The sequence below is a fragment of the Anaeromyxobacter sp. K genome (genome assembly GCF_000020805.1).
GTDB classification, from domain to species: domain Bacteria; phylum Myxococcota; class Myxococcia; order Myxococcales; family Anaeromyxobacteraceae; genus Anaeromyxobacter; species Anaeromyxobacter dehalogenans.
Genome location: NC_011145.1, coordinates 3,540,994 through 3,560,573 on the forward strand (window position 1 = coordinate 3,540,994; position 19,580 = coordinate 3,560,573).

Below are 19,580 nucleotides of genomic sequence, written 5' to 3' on the forward strand. Positions count from 1 at the left end.
GGCACCGGCGGCGACCGCTCGATCGCGATCTCAGGGAGAGGTGACGGTGATGGAGACGGTGCCCGTCGCCGACTGCCCGTCGGTGTCGGTGACCTGGTACGTGAACGCATCGGCGCCGGCGTACGCGGCGTTGGGCGTGTAGGTGATGGTCCCGTCGGCGTTGGCGACCGCGGTCCCGTTCGCCGGCGCGCCCGCGATGACGGAGGCCACCCCGTCGATGACGGTGTCGTTCGCGAGGACGGCGATGATCGTCGGGGTGTCCACCGGCACCGGCACGGCGTCGTCCACCGGCACGGGCGGGCCGTCGTCGACCGGCGAGACGGTGACCGACACCGCCGCGGACGCGACCTGCCCGTCCAGGTCGGCCACCTGATAGGTGAACGCGTCGTCGCCGAACCAGTTCGCGGCCGGTGTGTAGAGGATGCTGCCGTCCGCCTGCACCGTGGCCGCTCCATGTGCGGGCGCGCCCAGGAGGCTCACCGTGGCGGGCGGGTCCGCCACGGTGTCGTTCGCGAGGACCGCCACCGCGACCGGCGTGTCCTCCGCGGTCGCCGCCACGTCCGCGGCCGCCGTCGGCGCGCCGCTGTCCGCCGGCGTCACCGTCACCGTCACGTCCGCCTGGGCGGCCTGCCCGTCGAGATCGGCCACCTGGTACGTGAACACGTCGGTGCCGTTCCAGCCCGCCGCGGGCGTGTAGGTCACGGTGCCGTCCGCGTTCGCCACCGCCGTGCCATGGACGGGCGCCGACGCGATCGTGACGGTGGGCGGGAGATCCAGGACGACGTCGTTCGCGAGCACCGGCACGATGGCCGGGCTCCCCTCCGCCGTGCTCGCGGAGTCGGCGAGCGCGACGGGGGCGCCGCTGTCCACCGGCGTCACCGACACGGTCACGTTCCCCGTGGCGGTCTGACCGTCGAGGTCGGCGACCTGGTAGGTGAACGCGTCCGCGCCATTCCAGCCCGAGGCCGGCGTGTACGTGATCGTCCCGTCGGCGTTCGCGATGGCGGTCCCGTGCGTCGGAGGCGTCAGCACGGTCACGGTCGCGGGAGGATCGGCGATGGTGTCGTTCGCGAGCACCGCGAGGAGGGTGGCGACGCCCTCCCCAGTGGTGATCGAGTCCGCCACCGCCACCGGCACGCCGCTGTCCACCGGCGTGACCGTCACGTTCACCGTGGCCGAGGCGGCCTGACCGTCGAGGTCGGCCACCTGGTAGGTGAACGCGTCGGTGCCGTTCCAGGCCGGCGCCGGCGTGTAGGTCACGGTTCCATCCGCGTTCGCCACCGCGGTCCCGTGCGCGGGCGCCGACAGCACCGTCACCGTGGCCGGGAGGTCCTGCACGGTGTCGTTCGCCAGCACCGCGACCACCGCGGCGCTGCCCTCGGCCGTCGAGGCCGCGTCCGCCACCGCCACGGGCGCGCCGCTGTCCACGGCGGTGACCGTGATGCTCACCGTCGCGCTGGCGGTCTGCCCGTCGAGGTCGGCCACCTGGTACGTGAACGCGTCCGAACCGTTCCACCCCGGGGTCGGCGTGTACGTCACCGTGCCGTCCGCGTTCGCCACTGCGGTCCCGTGCGCCGGGGACGAGAGCACGGTCACCGTGGCCGGCGGATCCTGGACCGTGTCGTTCGCGAGGACGGCGACGGTGGTGGCAGTCCCCTCCGGCGTCGTCGCCGCATCCGCCACCGCGGCGGGCGCGCCGCTGTCCACGGGCGTCACGGTGACGCTCACCGACGCGGACGCGGTCTGCCCGTCCGCATCGGCCACCTGGTACGTGAAGGCGTCGGTGCCGTTCCACCCCGCGGCTGGCGTGTACGTCACCGTGCCGTCCGCGTTCGCGACCGCGCTCCCGTGCGCCGGCGCGGCGATCACGGTCACGGCGGCAGGCCGGTCGAGCACGGTGTCGTTCGCGAGCACCGGCACCCCGACGGCGGAGCCTTCCAGCGTCGACGCCGAGTCCGCCACCGCGACCGGCGCGCCGCTGTCGACGGCCGTGACCGTGATGCTCACCGTCGCGCTGGCGGTCTGGCCATCACCGTCGGTCACCTGGTACGTGAAGGCGTCCGCGCCGTTGAACGCGGGGGCTGGCGTGTACGTGATGGTGTGGTCGGCGTTCACGACGGCCGTGCCGCCGGCCGGCCCGGAGGTCACGACGAGCGCGGAGACCCCGTCCACCACCGTGTCGTTGGCGAGGACGCCGATCACGATCACGCCGCCCTCCGCGAGCGTCACCGCCTCGTCCGCGGCCACCGGCGGTCCGTCGTCGACGGGCGTCACCGTGACCGACACCGTGGCCGTCGCCACCTGCCCGTCGTAGTCGCTCACCTGGTAGCTGAACACGTCGGCGCCGAACGCGTTCGCGGTCGGCGTGTACGTGATCGTGCCGTCGCCGTTGACCGAGGCGGAGCCCTTCCCCGGCGCGGTCGCGATGGTGACCGTGGCGGGCGGGTCCTGCACGGTGTCGTTGCCGAGCACGTTCACCGTGGTCGCGGTGTCCTCGAGCGTGGTGACCGCGTCGTCCACCGCCACCGGCGAGCCGCTGTCCACGGCCGTCACCGTCACCGACACGGTCGCCGACCCGGTCTGGCCGTCGGAGTCGGTCACCTGGTACGTGAACGTGTCCGGACCGAAGTAGCCCGGCGACGGGGTGTAGGTGACGGTCCGGTCCGGGTTCAGGACGGCGGTGCCGTTCGCCGGACCGGCGAGGATCGTCAGGCCTGCCACGCCATCGGCGACGGTGTCGTTCGCGAGGACGTTCACCACCACGAACGAGCCCTCGGACACCGTCACCGGGTCGTCCACCGCCACCGGAACGCGCATCGCGGCGGTGGTCAGGTCCCAGCTCAGCTGCACCGCCCCGGCCGTGGAGCAGTCCAGCGTGTACTGGCCCTGCAGGTGATCCTGGGAGATCACCGAGCCGGCGGCGAGCGTCCGCTTGCAGGTCGGGTGGTAGATGCCGAGCGTGTCGAACTGGAGCGAGAGCAGCTCGTCGTAGGCCGCGCCACCGGCGTAGCTGCACGAGAGCGGCCAGCGCGCGGTGATGCCGAAGCGGAACGCGGGCGACCCGAGCACCTCGGCGATGGTCGCGTCGAGCTCGAAGGCCGGGTCCGCCGCCGTGCAGGCGACGTCGGGGGCGGTCACGGTCGTGGAGTCGAGCGCGAGCGTGCCCCACTGCAGGAAGTAGGCGCCGCCCGCGTCCTCGGCCGCGTAGTTCAGCGCGAGGCTTCCGGTCGCGGTGTACGTCTTGCCGAGGGTCGAGTCGACGGTGACGACGCCGTCGAGGTCGCGCGTCGAGCTCCCGACGAGGCTCCAGTCGCTGAAGTGCAGCGAGGCGACCGTCACCGTGCCGGCGGCCAGGTCACGGGCGACGTCGCGGTCGCGGTACCGCAGCCAGAAGCCCTGCCGCTCCTGGTACGCGACGGCGATGCCGTCGAGCGGCGCGCCCGGCGCCGCGGCCACGAACGTGAGGCTCACCGGGGCCGAGAAGGCCGTCCCCTCCGGGCCGAGGCGGTAGGCCTTGGCCGGATCGAGCGCGCCGGGGGCGGTGTTGGTGATCTCGTCGATGGTGAAGGCCACCGGCGACGCCACGGCGCCCGCGGGGATCGCGATCGTGAGCAGGCCGTCGGGCGAGACGAGGGTTCCGCCCTGGGCGCCGATGGTCGCGGCGGAGGAGAGGCCGAGCACCCGCCCCTTGGGCGACGGCTGTGGGTAACCCTTCCCGGAGGAGCTCGAGCCGCCGCCGCCGCCGCCGCAGGCGAGGAGCAGCACCAGCGCGGCGGCGCCCGCCAGCGGCGCGCCCGCGCGCCGAAGCCACGTCCCCGCTCGTCTCGCCGGCGCGCTCATGCGATCCCCGCACTCACTTTGCGTGACACTTGTTGCAGAGGCTGGTCTGGAAGGTGGCGAACGCGGTCGGCTCACGGTCGTACATCGCCCCGCGCGTCTCCGCCCGCGTGCGTCCCTGGGCCACCGCCGCCCGCGCGGCCTCGCCCATCGCGTCGATCCCGGGCCACTGCCCGCCCGCCACCACGTACTCGCTCTTGACGTTCCAGCGCAGCGATCCGTCCCACCCCGAGGCGTGCGCGCGGTGACAGGAGAGGCACATCACGTTCTCCTGCCCACGGACCGGCCCGGTCCGCACCATCCCGTCGCTCGACGTGCTCGCTGCGAGCGTGGCCCGGTCGGCCGTGCCTTCCTCGTACGGCACCAGCGACGTGTACGCCGTGGCGTAGCTCCCGCCCAGGTCGCCGCTCTTCACGTAGGCGTTGTAGACGTTGGCGAGCATCCCGAGCTTGGCGGTGCTGCCCGACGGGTGCATGAACTCGCCCGCACGCGTCGGGTTCACGGGCGTGTGGATCGCGCCGTGGCAGTTGCCGCACCATTCGGACATCCCGGTGCCGTACGCCACGCGCACGTCGGCGATCCGCTCGCCCTGGTTGTAGGCGCTGGGCGCGAGCGCGACCGGAGGATCCGCCGAGAACGCGTTGATGCCCGCGAGCGTCCGCGGCTGGTAGCCGACCCCCGCCAGCATGCGATACGTGCCGACGGCCGTGGTCTGCCCCGGCGCGACGTACGCCGACCGGTCCCCGTACGAACCGGAGGCGACGGTGGGCGCGCCGCCCGTGGCGACGATCCCGCCCTCCCGGACCCGGTACTTTCCGTGCGGGTCGTGGCAGCTGATGCAGGAGAGCTGGTTCGACGGATAGCTGCCGCCCGGCGCGGTCGGGTGCCGGGGATCCGGGAAGCGGCCGTAGTCGGCCGCCACGACGTTGTGGCCGTGTGCGTCGCCCGGGCTCCTCTCCAGGCCTGCGGTGCCCGTCCACGACCACGACTTCGTCAGCCACGCGAAGTCGCCGCCCGGCGTCATGTTGAGCGGCGCGGCCCCGGGCTGCACCGACAGCGAGAGGACCGAGTGCGGCGCGGAGGAGACGCCCGCATGGCAGAGGAGGCACGTGGAGCTCGCGTCGGCGCCCTGGACCAGGGCGGAGCCCGAGGTCTTGGTCGCGCTGCCGTGCATCGTGTGGCAGCCCTCGCAGCGGGCGGCGCCGCCCGAATGGAACGCCAGGGCCGGCGCTGCCGCGAGCAGCGCGACCGCTGCGGCCGCGAGTCGACGAACCCCTGGTGGCACTCGCCTCGACGCTGACACGATCCCTCTGCCGCCGTCCTGCGGCGTGCTGTCCAGCCAGCCCTCGCCTGCGTCCCGCGTCCGCGTGACTTCGCGGACCGTTGCCCCGGCCGTCGCGGTGCTCAGCGGCCGTGTACCAGGAACGCGCTCACGCCCCGGTTTCCTCCCTGCGACACGAAGAGCACGCCGTTGCCGACCGCCAGCTCGCTCGGGATGACCAGCCCTGCCTCCCCTCCCGCGAACTCGCCGACGAACTTGAGATCGGGTCCGAACACCATCACCACGCGCCGGAGCTGATCCGCCACGAAGACGTTCCCCTCCTCGTCCGCCACGATCGGGCCCACCACGTTGAAGAGCCCGGGGCGGCTGCCGCGCTGACCGAAGACGCGCAGCGTCCCGTCCGGCGCGAGGACGTAGGCGTGGAACCGGGTGGGGATGGTGAACAGGACGTTGCCGCGCGGATCCACGCTGAAGCCGTGCAGCTCGTTGCCGTTCGCGGCCGCGCCCTCCAGCGCCAGGGGCGCGAGGTCCACCGCGCGCACCGTGGCGCCCTTGAGATCCGTCACGAGCAGCTTGAGCCTGGACGCGTCGGCCAGGTACACGAGCCCGTCCCGGTAAGCGAGCCGTGTGGGCGCGAAGGCCCCCAGCGTCGCCGGCGCTGCGAAGCGCAGCTCCCCGGTCTGCGTGCCCCGGAAGTCTGTCCGCAGCACGCGCGTGCCGTCGCGCTCCGAGAGCAGCAACAGGTCCCCGTTCTCGATCGCGGCGACGCCCCGCACCCAGCCCAGCTCGCCCTCGTCGCCGAACCGGTACACCTCGACCCCGGTCCGGTTGAAGACGCGCACGCCCTCCCCCGGCGCGATGACGTACAGCTCCCGGCGCCCGGCGTCGTAGCTGAGCATCGCCCAGCTCATGGCGATGGGCCCGTCCAGCGCCGCCACGTCGTAGAGGTACGCCAGCGAGATGGGGCGCCGCGCGTCGCCCTCGCCGGGCGCGGCCTCCCCGGGCCGGGCAGCCCCGGGGAGCGCCAGCGCCAGCACGGCGACGATGACGGCGGTACGGCCCACGCGCCTCCTCACCGGCCGGTGTCGAACACCTGGATGCGGTCGTTGCCGCGGTCGGCCACGAACACGGCGCCGTCCGGCGCGAAGCAGATCTGGGCCGGGTAGTAGACCAGGCCAGGGCTCCAGCCGAGCGCGAGCTGACGCCCCTGGAACGTGCCGTCCGTGGCGAGGATGGCGATCCCGCTGCCGTGCTGGTCCACCACGTACAGCTTGCCCTGGCGGAACGCCAGGTAGGTCGGGAAGCTCATCACGTCCTTGCGCGACTCGGTCATGCGCTTGAACGCGGTGGCGCCCTTGTCGGCGCTCCAGATCGCGGCGCCCACCGCGTCCACGGCGAAGATCGTGCCGGCGCCGTCCACCGCCACGTCGGTGAACTGCGCGCCGTCCCGGGGCAGCTCCAGCTGCCGCGTCACCTTGCCCGACGGATCGGCCACGAGCACCCGCGGGCCCAGGACGTCCAGCACGTACAGGTTGCCCGCGCCGTCCACCTTGAAGCTGCCCGGCAGCGCACCCGCCGGCGCGCCCTCCAGCCCGACGTTGGCGAGGAAGGCGCCCTTGGCGTCGAGCCGCACGATCTTGCGCAGCTTCTCGTCCAGGACCAGCACCTCGCCCTTGGGGTCGAGCTGCACGCGGTACGGGTACGGGACCTGGGCGAGCTTCACCTGCGCGCCGCCGGTCAGCGCACCGTCACGGTAGGTGTACAGCAGCAGCCGGGCGTTGCCGGTGTCGGCGACCACGACGGCGCCGTTCGCGCCGCACGCGACGCCCTCGGGCCGCCGGAGCTGCCCTTCCTTCGGATCGGAGTAGACGGTGGTCTGGTGGCGGAAGGCCTGGGCGGCCCCCACGGCCGGCCCGAAGACCACCGTGAGCCCCAACACCACGCGGCACAGGATCGCTCTCGACACGGGCGTCACCTCTTGAACGACTCGTGGCACTTCGTGCACAGGTCGGTGGTCGTCGGGAACGGCAGCATCTGCGCGTACTCGGTTCCGTGAGCACGGTGGCAGCTCAGGCAGTCCACCGTCCGGTTCGGGTTGCGCGGGTCCTTCACCTTCTCGCCGATCGGGTGGGACGAGTGGCGCTGCCAGTCGTGGCACTTGCCGCACATCTCGACCCGGTTCGCGCCGGTGAGCATGAGCGGCGCGTCGGAGGAGTGGGGGTCGTGGCACGCCCCGCACTCACCGGCGCCCACGGGCTCGTGCTTCGCCGGCGAGAGCTTCTGCCGCTTGATCGTGTCCGCGTGGCACTCGCCGCAGACCACCGTCAGGTTCGCGCGCGGCAGGCCCGCCTGCTTCGACGCGTGCGGCCCGTGGCAGGTCAGGCAGGCGTCGCCCTCCAGCACCGGGCGGTGCACCCGCGCCTTGGCGGTGAACTCGCCGATCTTGGGGGTATGGCAGAGCTTGCACAGCTCGACCCCCGCCTGCTTCGGCTTGAAGCGGTTGGGCGAGCCGGGCGGCTCGTGGCACTGCGAGCACTGCCCGCGCGCCACCGGCGGGTGGACGTGATCGTAGAGCATGCCCGGCTTGCTCGAGCCGTGCGGATCGTGGCAGGTCGTGCAGCGCGCCTTCCCCACCGGGTAGTTCATGTGCTTCTTGAGGAAGATGGCGCCGTCCGGGCGGTGACACCCGACGCAGAGGTCCGGCGCGTCCTTCTTGAGCAGGCTCGGCGAGGTCGCGGAGCCGTGGACGTCGTGGCAGGTGGCGCAGTCGTTCTCGACCGGCTTGTGCTTCACCTTCGCCGCGACGATGCCGTCCACCAGCTTCTTGTGGCAGCCGGCGCAGAGCTCCGCGCCGCCCTTCAGCAGGTTGTTCTTGAAGTTGGAGGCGTGCGCGGCGTGGCAGCTCGCGCACTTGCCCTCGCTCACCGGGGCGTGGAGGCTCTTCGCCGAGGCGGGGACCATGCCGCCGTGGCAGCGGGCGCAGATCTGGCCGCCGGTGTCCGCGAGCAGCTTGCCGTGGTCAGAGGCGTGCGGGTTGTGGCAGCCGACGCAGTCGCGCGTCCGGACGGGCGTGTGCACCGACTTCTGCGCGAGCTTCTGCTCGAAGTCGGCGTGGCAGTCGAGGCAGAGCTTGCCCTCGGCGCCGGTCTTCAGCCGGTACGGGTTGCCCTGCTTCGGCGCGGCCGCGGCGGGCTGCGCCTTCGCCGGCGGCGCCTTGGGGGCGGCCAGCGCCGGGCCGGCCGCGGCGAGGGACACGAGGAGGAGAGCGGTTCGCGAGCGCATGGGTCCTCTCACTTGCCGCCCACCGGCAGGTGGCAGCTGTCGCACTGGCGCGCGGCGAAGGGCGGGTGGACCGCCGTCTTGAGGAACTTCGGGTCCTTGGACGAGTGCGGGTCGTGGCACGCGACGCAGTGCATGACCTTGGCGTCGATGCCGGCGTGGCGGGTCGAGAACTGCGGCGCCTTCACGTCGTGGCACTGCTCGCAGAGCGCCAGCACCGGCTCGCTGGTGAGCTTCGGCTGCGCCGACTGGTGGGGCGAGTGGCAGGACAGGCAGTCGTCCGCGGGCGCGTGCCTCGTCTCCCCGGCCATCTTCTCCTTCTGCTTCGTGTGGCAGGAGAAGCAGAGGTCGGGGCCGGAGGCGTTGAGCAGCCCCTTCAGCTTGGCGCCGTGCGGGTTGTGGCACTTGGTGCACTCCCCCGACGCGAACGCGGCGTGGACGCTCTTGGCCGAGTCGGAGCTCGCGGCAACCTTGGCGTGGCAGGAGAGGCAGAGCGCCTTCTGGTCCTTCACGATCATCCCGCCGGCGTTCGAGCCGTGCGGATCGTGGCAGGTCAGACAGGCCCCCTCCGCGAACGGCTTGTGGGCCACGCCCGCCGAGGCGAGCTTCATGAGCTCACCGTGGCACCCCTGGCACAGCTTGGCGCCGTCGGTCTTCAGGAGCTTGGGGCGATCGGCCGAGTGACCGGCGTGGCAGGCGCTGCACTTGCCCTCGAGCACCGGCTTGTGGGTGTGCGCCTTCACGAACCGGGTCTCGGCGTCGGCGTGGCACCCGAAGCACAGCTTGTCCTGGCGCGCCGCGGTCATGCCCGGGAAGTCCGAGCCGTGCGGGTCGTGGCAGGTGGCGCAGTCACCGTCCTTGAACGGTACGTGGACGACCTTGCGCTTGGCCTCGTCGGCGACCTTCGGGTGGCAGGTGGCGCAGCTCTTCGACACCTCGGTCGCGAGGAGCCCCTTCACCGGCGCCGAGTGCGGCTGGTGGCAGCCGAGGCAGGCCTTCGGCCCGGACATCGGCTTGTGCGCCACCAGCTTCTTGGCGTCCTTGCCGGCGTGGCACCCGGTGCAGAGCGCGGCGCCGGGCGCCCGGGTCATGGCGGGGCTGTTCGAGGCGTGCGGGTCGTGGCAGGCGACGCACTCCTCCTTGCGCACCGGCGCGTGGACCACCTTCTGGCCCTTGGTGACGTCCTTCGCGTCGTGGCAGTTCGCGCACAGCTTGCCGCCCGCCGCCTGCACCGCGAAGGGCTTCGGGCTGCCCGGGGCCGCGTGGCACTGGTCGCAGCCGCCGGACAGCGCCGAGTGGACCGACGCCTTCATGAGCTTCGGCTGGTCGGAGGAGTGCGGCTCGTGGCAGGCGCTGCAGCGCTTCCCGGCGACCGGGTAGCCGCCGTGCGCCTTGGCGAACCCACCCGAGGTGGGCGCGTGGCACTTCACGCAGAGCTGCCCCTCCTCGGCCTTCAGGAGCGACTTCTGCGCCGAGGCGTGCGTCGCGTGGCAGGCGCCGCAGCCCTCCTTCGCGAGCACCGGGTGCACGTTCTTCCGCTCGAACGCCTTGCGGTCGTGGCACTCCCAGCAGGCCGCGCTCCCCTCCGCCTTCAGCATGTGCGGCGCGTTCGAGCCGTGGACCGCGTGACACTGGGTGCACGACCCCGTCTTCAGGACCGCGTGCACGTTCGGCTGGTCCATGCCGATGGACGCCGGCTTGTGGCACGAGTAGCAGAGCTTGTTGCCGCTCTCCTTCAGCAGGAGCTTGGGGACGATGCCGTGGCGCTGGTGACAGGCCTCGCACTCGCCCTTCTTCACCGCCTCGTGGCTGTACCGGAAGGCGGAGAACTTCTTCGCCTCCTCGGTGTGACAGTCGAGGCACTCCTTCCGCTTGAACTTTCGCTCGGCGGCGCCGCCGTCCGCGGGCGCCAGGAGCACGCCGGCGGTCACGGCCGCCAGCGCGAGGATCCGCCAGAGTCTCATCGTGCGCGTCACGGCCACTCCCTCGCTGGAGGACTTCGCGTCAGCTGCCGATGCGGGTGATGTACGTCTCGATCCGGTGCGCGTCGCGCAGCTTCGCGGCCCAGTCGGTGACGGCGCGGTTCAGCGCTTGGCCGAACAGCTTCTTCTGGATGTCCGGCTTGGCCTCCTCGAACGGCTGCACCTGCGGGTCGGTGCGCGACACGACCTGCACCACGTAGCCCTGGCCCCGGGGCCCCTGGTGCAGCCGGTAGTCGCCGACCTGGGCCGACGCGAGCGCCCCCGCGAGATCCTCCGGGAGCCCCTTGGCGGAGAGGAGCTGTCCCTCGAAGTCGAGCGCGCGCTGCGCCGGCGGGAGCTGCCCTTCGGCGTTCGCCTTGAGCCACTTGAAGTCGGTGCCGCGGGCGAGCCGCTCGGTGGCGCGCTGGGCGCCCTTCATGTCAGGGAAGGCGAGCTGGTCGAGCCGGTACAGCGGCGCGGCGGTGAACTCGTCGCGGTGGCCGTCGTAGTACGCCCGCAGATCGTCATCCTTGAGGGAGACGTCCGGCACGAGGACGCGCTGCACGAACGTGCCGAACACCAACGAGTTCTCGTACTCCTCGACCGCCCGCAGGTACTCCTCGGACTGATCGAGCTTCCGGACGCGTGCCTCCTTCGTGAACACGCGCTTGTAGATGAGCCCATCCAGGCGCGGCCGCTTGAGCTTGTCCACCCGCTTCTCCTGCTGCGGCTTCTCCACGCCGTGGAAGAACTTCTCGCCGACCGCGTTCGCGAGATCGGCGACGGTGATCGGCGCCTCGCCGGCGATCCGCACGATGGGCCGCTTGTCCTTCACCAGCACGGCGAACCCGGGCTTCGGCGCGTCGAAGTTGATCTTCCGGAGCAGGGCCTCGTCGATCTTCACGTACTTGCGGTCCAGCTCCTTGCGGAACGCGGTGAGGACCTGTCCGCTCTGCCGGTCCACCGACGCCTTCTCGGCCTCGGCGCGCTTCGCCGGATCGTCCGGGTACACGATGTCCTCGACGTACAGGATCGCGAACCCCTTCTGCAGCTTCAGCGGCGGGGTGGCCTGCCCCTTCTGCAGGCGCTGGAGCGCCGTCGTGACGACCGGCAGCGTCTGATCCGGGGGCAGGACCTCCGGCTCGCCGCTGCCCTCGGCCTTCTTCTCGGCGACGAGCTGCTTCGCCAGCTCGACGAAGCCCTTGCCGCCGGCGAGCGCGGGCTTCACCGCGGCGGCGTCCTCCTCCTTCTGGAAGAGGAGCGAGCGCACCTTCCAGCGCCGCACCGACTCCTTGTAGACGCGCTCGACCTCGAGCGCGTCGGGCTTCACGTCCTGCGTGACCTGCTGCTGGAGCGTCTGGCGCAGCGTCACGTCCTTGAACACCGTGAGCTGCTCCTTCACCTCCGGGGCCTCGTCCAGCCCCATCTCGCGCGCCTCCATGATCAGGAGCCGCGAGTCGATGAGGCGCTGGAGCACGGCCTTGAAGTCCGGCGCCGTCGCGGCGCCCGCCTTCCGCTCATCGTGCGTCGTGGCCAGCGCCTCCTGGAGCTCCGCCAGCCGCACGACCTGATCGTCGATGCGGGCCACCGGCGTCTGCGTGAACAGTGGCGAGAACAGCGGGGCCTCGATCCGCGCCGTCATCGGCCCGGGCGCGGTCGCCGCCGGGGACGCCGGCTTCGAGGCAGGCGAGGGATCGGCCGCCTTCGCCGCGGCGGGGGGCTTCGCGGACTCCGCCGCCGAGGCGACGCGGGGCGCGACGAAGGCGACGAGGATGGCGAGCAGCAGAGAGCGGGGCATGGCGTGCAGGTTGGTCATGTGGGCGGCCGACGTGGGTGCAACGGTTGTGCCTTGCGGTTCCGATGTAAGACTTGGAAATTTGGTCGTGTTTTCGAATGGATTGAAGCGCCCTGGCGCAATCGTTGCGCCGCGCCACGGATTCCCGCAGCGGCTGTGGGCGGGCGTGTTTTCGAACGTCATCGTGCCCCGTGGAGCCACATCGAGCCGCGCGGTCGGGCCCGCTGGGGCGCGGCCTCTCGCCCACCGGAGGGCGCGACCTCCAGATCCATCCGGTCCACCACGGAGGCCGCGACGCGGCACAGGAGGTCGGCGGAGTTTCGGACCAGGCCGAGATCGAACCACCAGACGCCGTCGGCGCCGTCGCCCTCCGAGACCGAGCTCCACGCCACCACCTCGTGGGCGCGATCCAGCACCTGCACCGTGAGCTCCACGCGCGCGGCGCCGAACGTCCCGCCGCCGTCTTCGTACCGCCGCACCACCCCGGCGACGACCAGGTCGGCGTCCAGCTTGTCGAGCACCGTGCTCGCCACGTCGAGCGAGACGCCGCCGGGCATGATCAGGCGGTTCTCGAGCAAGACCGCGCGGACCAGCCCGGGCTCGACCACCTCGGCCGCGGCGGCGGTCGAGAGCTGCCGGATCACCTCGAGCGTGGCCGCGTCGCCCGCGCTCCGGCGCCGGGTCTCGTTCACGAACGGCAGGACCGCGAGCCTGAACGGCCCCTCGCGCAGCCGCGGCGAGCGGAACACCAGCCGCGGGCGGAAGCGCCGCTCGGGCTCGCAGCGGCCGGCCCTGACGCCGCCGCGAAGGAACGCGCGGAGCGAGCGGCCGAGCCGATCGAGCACGATGCGCTGGACGCGCGCCGGGTCCTGGATCAGTCCGAGACCGAGCAGACCGGGCCGCTCGTCGCCGGACCGCACCGCGCCGTCAATCCAGAGGATCCGCGGCGGCTCGCCGGTGGACACGAGGCGGAGCGTGACCGCGAGCCTCGGCGGCGCCCTCGGCTGGTAGGCCCCCACCGAGACGAGCACGACGGCGTCGGCCCCGAGCTCCTCGCGCGCCGCGCGCGCGGTCTCCGCGTCCACGCCGCTCGTGTTCCGGACGCGGTGCCGGGCGAGGAAATCGTCCACCGACGCGCGGGGCACCACCTCGAGCCCGGCGCCCGCCACGGTGGCCTCGACCCCGCGATCGAGCTCCTCGCCGGGCGCCGGCCCACCGCCCACGTTCACCGCCGGGAACACCGCGACGCGCGCGGGCGCGGGCGCCGCGGCCACGGGCACCCGCGGGCCGCCGCACCCGACGCCCGCCACCGCGAGCGCGAGCGCGAGGACCCGCGTCGCGCTAGCGGAAGAGCTGCGACAGGAGCTCATCGACCGCTTCCTCGGTGATGCGGTTGATCGGCTCCCCCCCGCTCCCGAGGAGCCGATCACTCAGCGTCACCCCGCCCTTGGTCGACTGCCCGGACCAGACCACCTTGCCGGTCGAGGTCTCGAGCAGCTGCGCGCTGATCGAGACCACGTTCGAGGCCGTCGTCCCGGAGCGAACCTCTCCGTACTCCTTGACCACCCCGACGACCACCGCGTCCGCCTTGAGGACGGAGCCGAGCTTGACCACCTCCTCCACCGACGGGCTGGTGGGCAGCGCCACCCCGGCGCGCGCGACCCCGCGGGCCACCTCGCCGGGCGGCAGCACGTAGATGCCCCCGGTCGCCAGGAGCGCGCTCGAGAACACCTCGCGGACCCGGTCGGCCGCGGCGGCCTCCCGGGTCAGGTTGGAGAACGGCATCACCGCGACCGTCCGGATCGAGCCGAAGTCCATGTCGGTGTCGTGGTACACGCGGCCGGAGGAGCGGCAGGCGATGGCGGCCAGCAGCAGCAGCGTGGCCAGGCGGATCGAGAGCGAGGTTCGGGTCGTCATGGCATGCTCGAGCGAGCGTCGTGCTCAGGAGAGCGTCAGGAAGAGGTGCAGCATCAGGGAGTCCGCTCTCGTCCTGCTCTGCGGGGAACGGTTGTCGATGTTCGAGTAGTTCAGGTCCAGGTACGCGTTCGGCCGGACGTTCCAGCGAACGTTACCACTGGTGGACTTGGTGGTCGTGTCGGCCACGTCGTCGGAGGTCTCCTGGTGCTGCGCGGAGAGGACGAGATCCCCGCCGCGCAGCGGCGAGTAGGAGACGAGGTAGTTCCAGAGCAGGCGCGGGCTCGTGCCGGACTGCGTGGACCGCGTCGCGCCGGCGGTGGCGAGCAGCGCGGGGAACGGCGTGACGGTCGCGAGCCCGGTCAGCTGCTGCGCCTCCGAGTCGCGCACCCGATCCCCCGTCTCCGCGTGCATCTTGTTGAAGGCGTAGGTCCCCGAGAGGTTCAGCACGCGGTTCGGCACGATCGACGTGGTCGCCGAGGTGAACGTCGTTCGCGTCGTCGTCTCGAGGCCCGAGACATGGGACTGCCCCGCGTTCGCGGTGACGCTCAGACCCTGGTACAGATCGGCGCGCGCAAAGACGCTGGCCGCGTTGCGGACCTGGTCTCCCTCCGGGAGTTGCGCCCAGCTTCCCGAGTACGTCGCGCCGCCCGAGGCGGTGCGGATCGGGCTCACGCCCAGCGAGGCGCCCCAGTCCAGTTGCCCGGTGTGTCGGCCGCCGGCGCTGCTGTCCGTCCGCGCGACGCGGGAGGAGACGGTGGTGGTGGGGTGCAGGCGCTGGGTGAGCCCGAGCCCGTTCGCCACGGTCCAGGCGGCGGATTGCCCCCCAGTCTTGGCCCACTGGAAGCTGAGATCGTGCGTCAGCGCCGGAGCGTCCAGCAGCCGCGTCGTCACCGTGCCGCTCAGCGCGTTGTTCACGGTGGTGTTCCGACCGGCGACCGAGGCTGCGGACACGTCGTCGAAGAGCTGGACGTCGGTGACCAGGATCGCGCCGAGGGCCGCGTCGGTGGTGACGGTGGCCGCGAGCGGCCGGGTCACGACCTTCAGGTACTTCGAGCGGGTCCGCTGGATGGGGATCTCGAACCGGTTCTGGAAAGGGCCGAACGTCACCGCCCCATCCAGCGGCACCGGCACCCAGTTCGCGTTGTCGTCGCTTCGCCACGCGGACCACTCCACGGCCCGCCAGGCCGTCTCCGGGAGCAGGCGATCCACCCAGACCTGGACGACGTTCACCTGCTGGAGCGGCTCCGCCATCTGGACGCCGAGATCGCGCGGTGCCGTGTCCCCGGCCAGCGTGCGCTGGAAGCCGAGGTCGAGCCCGGCGCTCGACTGCACGTTCCCGTCCACGAGCGCCGGGTTCGCCTGGAGCGTGTCGGTGGAGGGGACGTCGGGGAACGCCTCCACCAGCGAGAGGCCGGCGAGCGGCGGCCGCTGCGTCCGCACCGTCCCGAGCGCCGAGGTGGCCTGGGTCTCGGAGATCGAGCTCTGCAGCCCGTAGATGAGGTACGCCTGCGAGCGATCGGCGAAGAAGCGCCGGCGGTAGGTGGCGGTCGCGACCTGCCCGAGCGTCCAGGTGCTGGTATCGTCCACCCGATCGTCGGTGGTGTTGTAGGTCGTCGCGTAGGTGAGCCCCACCTCGTTCGTCGGCGAGTAGACCGCAGTGACGCCGGCGGTGGTGGTGGACGTGTCGAACTCGACGCGATCCTCGTCGAACTGGTTCGTCCGGCTCAGCCGGAGGTTCAGGACCGGCAGGTCCGCCGGCTCCCATCGGGCGGAGGCGCCGTAGGTCTCGCTGACCAGCTGGGGCACGCGCGTCCGCTGTCGACCGCCCGCCGCCGACTCGACGCTGTACTTCGCGTCCACGGTGTCCCGGTCGTAGGTGAAGCTCCCGCCCAGCACTGGCCCACCCCAACCCAGGCCCGTCGAGAGCGTCCACTCCTGGCGCGTGGTGTCGGCGGACGCTCCCTCGGTCTCGGACCAAACCTGGTCGCGGAGCAGCGTGCCGCTGGCGCGCCACCGCAGGGCCTCGGTGAACGACTTGTCGAGCCCGAGCCGGTACTGCTGCGAGAGCGCCTGCGAGTCGGTGGTCGTCGTGGTCCCGGTCGCATCGGTGAGCCGGAACCGCGTGAGCGTGTACGTCGGCTCCGCCGCGGCGGTCAGCCCGTCCGCGTGGGCGACGCGAGATCCGAGCGCGGCGGCCGCGACGAGCAGCAGGGGCATCGCTCGCAGCGCTCCCCTCAACGCCGCTCCCCGGACAGCGCGAGGTCGTATGGCTCGCGCCCGACCTCGAAGAGGCCGACCTGCCGCTGCGCCGTGAGATCGACCACCGAGACGGCCCGCCGCTCCGGCAGGAGCGCGAAGAGCAGGTTCTGCGTCGCGTCGAAGACCAGGAACGACGCCCCCCCGCCCACGTCGACGCCGCCGAGGGGCACCAGTGAGAACGGGTCGAAGACCGCGAGGACCGGGTTGCCCGACTGGGCCACGTAGAGGAGATCGGTCCGCGGATCGACGAGAATGGCGGTGGCCCCGAGGCCCACGAACAGCCGGCCCGCGGGGGCGAGCTCCGGGAGCGTGTAGATCGACAGGTACGCCGAGCCGGCGTGGACCACGAACAGCCGGGAGCCGCTCCGGTCGAGGTCACCGCGGAGCGGCTCGGGCTCGGTCGCGGCCGCGCCGACGACCGTCCGGCGCGTGACGTCGAGGGCGGTGACCGTGTTCGATCGTCGTCCGAACACGTAGGCCCGGTGGCGCTGCGGATCGAGCCGGAGCGACCAGGGCTCCTCCCCCACCGCGGCGCGGCCAATCTCCACGCGCGCGCTGGTATCCAGGAACGACACCGTGCTCGACCGCCGGTTCACGGCGAGCAGCGTCCGTCCTTCGTCCACCAGGGCAACGTCGTACGGACCGTCGCCGGGACGCAGCCGGATCGGCTCGCGCACCTGCCCGTTGGTGAGGTCCAGCACCTCGATCCGGTCCTCGAGGGAGAGGGCCACGTAGGCGAGGTTGGCGGCCTGGTCCATGGCCACGCCCGCCGGTCCCATGCCCGTCGCGATCGCGCCGGTCACCTGGCGCTCGTACCGGTCGAAGGCGATGAGCGCGTTGTCCCCAGTGCTCGCGCAGTAGCCGAGCCGCTGCGGGTGCGTGGCCTCGGGCGCCACCAGCGAGAAGCGCGGTGCGAACGAGACGTCGTCGCCGGACGGCTGCGCCTCGCGCAGGACGAGCCACAGCACGTGGGCGCGCCCCGGCAGCACCGTGAACGCGCCCGACACCTGGACCTCCTCGGTGCGGACCAGCAGATCGGCCGGACCCTCCGGCGTCTCGAGGCGGGCGCGCCCCACCTTGAGGCGGAGTCCGGCGTACGTGCCCGCGGCGAGCCGCCCCTGGGCGAGCAGCCGCTGACGGCCGCGACCCTCGCCGCCGATCTCCGACAGCACCGCATGGACCGGTTGCGCGGCCCCGTCCCCCGATCCGACGACCTCGACGCCAGTGACGCCGAAGGTCACGTTCTCGACCTCGCGCGCGAAGGGCTGCAGGAAGACGTACAGGTCGCCCTCTGCCCCCAGCGGTCCGGGGTTCGCGGAGCGCGCGCGCACCGCCGAGCAGCCAGACCCGCCGACGGCCAGCAGGAGCGCGAGCGCGGCGCATCGATGTCGGACCATGGCGACCCCCGCCGCACACTTTGCCATGAGCCGCGGGCCCGTTCCATCGGGGGGCCGAACGTCCCAGGGCGATCCGGCAGAAAATGAAAGGAGGGAGCCGCTGGCTGCGCGGCTCCCTCCGGTCGAGCTACGTCAGCAACCGACCACTAGTCCTTCGCGTGGCACTTGTTGCAGAGCGACTTCTGGAACGTGGCGTAGGCGGTCGCCGGGCGGTTCTGGTGACCCGCCTGGATGATCGCCGAGGTGCGCCACTCGCCGCGGGCGGCGGCCTCGAAGCCGTAGTACTCGCCGTTCTCGATGATGAACTCCTTGTCGGCCCAGCGGAGCGCGAACTCGTACGGCGACGCGTGCGCGCGGTGGCAGGAGAGGCACATCACGCCGCTGGTGCCGGCGACGGCGTTGATCGCCGGCGTGCCAGCCACGCCCACGGCCTTCGTCTCGAGGGTGGCGCGGTCGGTGTGCTGCTCGAAGGGGACGATCGCGTCGTACGCGTTCGTGCCCGTCAGGTCACCCGACTTCACGTAGCTGTTGTAGTTGCCGGCCACCGTGGCGCTCATCGTCGCCGTGTCGCCAGCCGGGTGCTTGAAGATGCTGCCCGAGGTGTTGGTGTTGTTGTGCATGCCGGGGTGGCAGGTGGCGCACCACTCGGACATGCCGTTGCCGTACGCGACCACGACCTGGCCACCGCGGGTGGCGGCGTTGAAGGTGGCGGCCTCGTTCGCGTTGTAGCTCGACGGCGCCACGGCGACCGGCGGGTTCACGGCGAACGCAGGCTGCGTCGGCGAGGACTTCGGCTGGTAGCCGACGCCGGCGAGGAGGCGGTACGCGCCCATCGCGGTGCCGGCGGGCAGCGCGCCGCCGACCGGGTAGGAGCCGGACTCGGCGATCGGCAGGCCGGTGTTGATGATCGTGCCGTCGGCGCTCATGCGCGCCTTGCTGTGCGGATCGTGGCAGGAGATGCAGGAGAACGCCGCGCCGTCGTACACGCCGGCGACATCACCGGCCGGAGCAGCCGCGCGGGAGTCCGACGTCATGCCGGCGTAGGCAGCCGCGAGGACCGAGTGGCCGAACCGCTTGGTCTTGCCGCCCTGGTTGAAGCCGGTGTTCGCCTGCCAGCCGAAGTCGCCGCCCGGGGTGAAGTTCACCATCGTCGCCGCGAAGGTCGAGGTGGTGGCCGTCACGAGGCTGGGCTCGTAGACGTGGTAGCTGCTGACGCCCGCGCGACCGTGGCAGATGAGGCAGGTCGAGCTCGGATCCTGGCCCTGGAGCAGGTACTTGCTGGCCTGACCGATCGTCGGGTTGTTGCCCATGACCGTCGACGCGGTGCCCGTGGCGGCCGTCGTCGAGTTGTGCATCGTGTGGCAGCCCTCGCACTGGGCGACGCCGCCGGCGTGGAACGCATACGCCCGGCCCGAGACGAGCGCGAACGCTGCAACGATTGCGATACGCGTGAACTTCATCGTGTCCCCTCTGCTCCGTTCAATGGGTCCGCCATCCATTGGCGGGCCCGGCTGAGTTGCTCCACAGCGAAACGTCTTCCGATCAACTGCCCCGGTCCCGGGTCATCCCGCGCCGCGGCGATGCTGCGTCCCCGTCACTACGTCGCGCCGCCTGTGTGCATGAGCGGTGCCGACTCGAGCTCGCGCCTGATCCCGCGAAATCCCCGGGATCCTGGACGTGAGCGCGTGCGCCCGCCTCGCGACCTGGGGGATTTCACCCAGGCCGGGGGAAGGCACCCACACCGGAACCCCCAATCCCCGCCATCGGCGCGCTTGCGCCGCTCGCCGCCCAGGCCGCGCGTGCGCTCGCGAGCGCAACGGGTGCGGGCGCGCGGCGCATGCATTGCGCCTCGG

At 72.2% G+C, this 19,580-nt stretch carries 12 protein-coding genes; all 12 read right to left on the bottom strand.

The window, feature by feature from the left end; all coding sequences use genetic code 11:
* Positions 1-30: 30 nt before the first annotated feature.
* Positions 31-3,840, bottom strand: coding sequence for an Ig-like domain-containing protein (locus ANAEK_RS15900; RefSeq protein ID WP_012527156.1), 3,810 nt, complete (start codon positions 3,838-3,840; stop codon positions 31-33).
* Positions 3,841-3,853: 13 nt separating this feature from the next.
* On the bottom strand, positions 3,854-5,011 hold the full coding sequence (locus tag ANAEK_RS15905) for a cytochrome C (RefSeq protein WP_232288239.1): 1,158 nt from the start codon (positions 5,009-5,011) through the stop codon (positions 3,854-3,856).
* A 230-nt stretch (positions 5,012-5,241) separates the two neighbouring features.
* The gene (locus ANAEK_RS15910) at positions 5,242-6,183 is read right to left on the bottom strand and encodes a hypothetical protein (protein ID WP_012527158.1); all 942 of its coding nucleotides are present in this window, start codon (positions 6,181-6,183) and stop codon (positions 5,242-5,244) included.
* Between the two features lie 8 nt (positions 6,184-6,191).
* On the bottom strand, positions 6,192-7,085 hold the full coding sequence (locus ANAEK_RS15915) for an NHL repeat-containing protein (RefSeq protein WP_012527159.1): 894 nt from the start codon (positions 7,083-7,085) through the stop codon (positions 6,192-6,194).
* A 5-nt stretch (positions 7,086-7,090) separates the two neighbouring features.
* Positions 7,091-8,401, bottom strand: coding sequence for a cytochrome c3 family protein (locus ANAEK_RS15920; protein ID WP_012527160.1), 1,311 nt, complete (start codon positions 8,399-8,401; stop codon positions 7,091-7,093).
* 8 nt (positions 8,402-8,409) lie between these two features.
* The gene (locus ANAEK_RS15925; protein ID WP_232288240.1) at positions 8,410-10,374 is read right to left on the bottom strand and encodes a cytochrome c3 family protein; all 1,965 of its coding nucleotides are present in this window, start codon (positions 10,372-10,374) and stop codon (positions 8,410-8,412) included.
* 28 nt (positions 10,375-10,402) lie between these two features.
* Positions 10,403-12,175, bottom strand: coding sequence for a peptidyl-prolyl cis-trans isomerase (locus tag ANAEK_RS15930; RefSeq protein ID WP_012527162.1), 1,773 nt, complete (start codon positions 12,173-12,175; stop codon positions 10,403-10,405).
* A 158-nt stretch (positions 12,176-12,333) separates the two neighbouring features.
* Positions 12,334-13,524 carry a hypothetical protein gene (locus ANAEK_RS15935; RefSeq protein ID WP_012527163.1) on the bottom strand — a complete coding sequence of 397 codons (1,191 nt, stop codon included), beginning with the start codon at positions 13,522-13,524 and terminating at the stop codon, positions 12,334-12,336.
* On the bottom strand, positions 13,496-14,071 hold the full coding sequence (locus tag ANAEK_RS15940) for a GNA1162 family protein (protein ID WP_012527164.1): 576 nt from the start codon (positions 14,069-14,071) through the stop codon (positions 13,496-13,498). The genes ANAEK_RS15935 and ANAEK_RS15940 overlap by 29 nt, the downstream gene beginning before the upstream one ends.
* Positions 14,072-14,095: 24 nt before the next feature.
* Positions 14,096-16,288: a hypothetical protein gene (locus tag ANAEK_RS15945; protein ID WP_012527165.1), complete on the bottom strand. Its 2,193-nt coding sequence runs from the start codon at positions 16,286-16,288 to the stop codon at positions 14,096-14,098.
* Between the two features lie 17 nt (positions 16,289-16,305).
* Complete coding sequence (locus tag ANAEK_RS15950; RefSeq protein WP_041454090.1) at positions 16,306-17,727, bottom strand: YncE family protein; 1,422 nt, start codon at positions 17,725-17,727, stop codon at positions 16,306-16,308.
* A gap of 146 nt (positions 17,728-17,873) precedes the next feature.
* On the bottom strand, positions 17,874-19,187 hold the full coding sequence (locus ANAEK_RS15955; protein WP_012527167.1) for a hypothetical protein: 1,314 nt from the start codon (positions 19,185-19,187) through the stop codon (positions 17,874-17,876).
* Positions 19,188-19,580 lie beyond the last annotated feature (393 nt).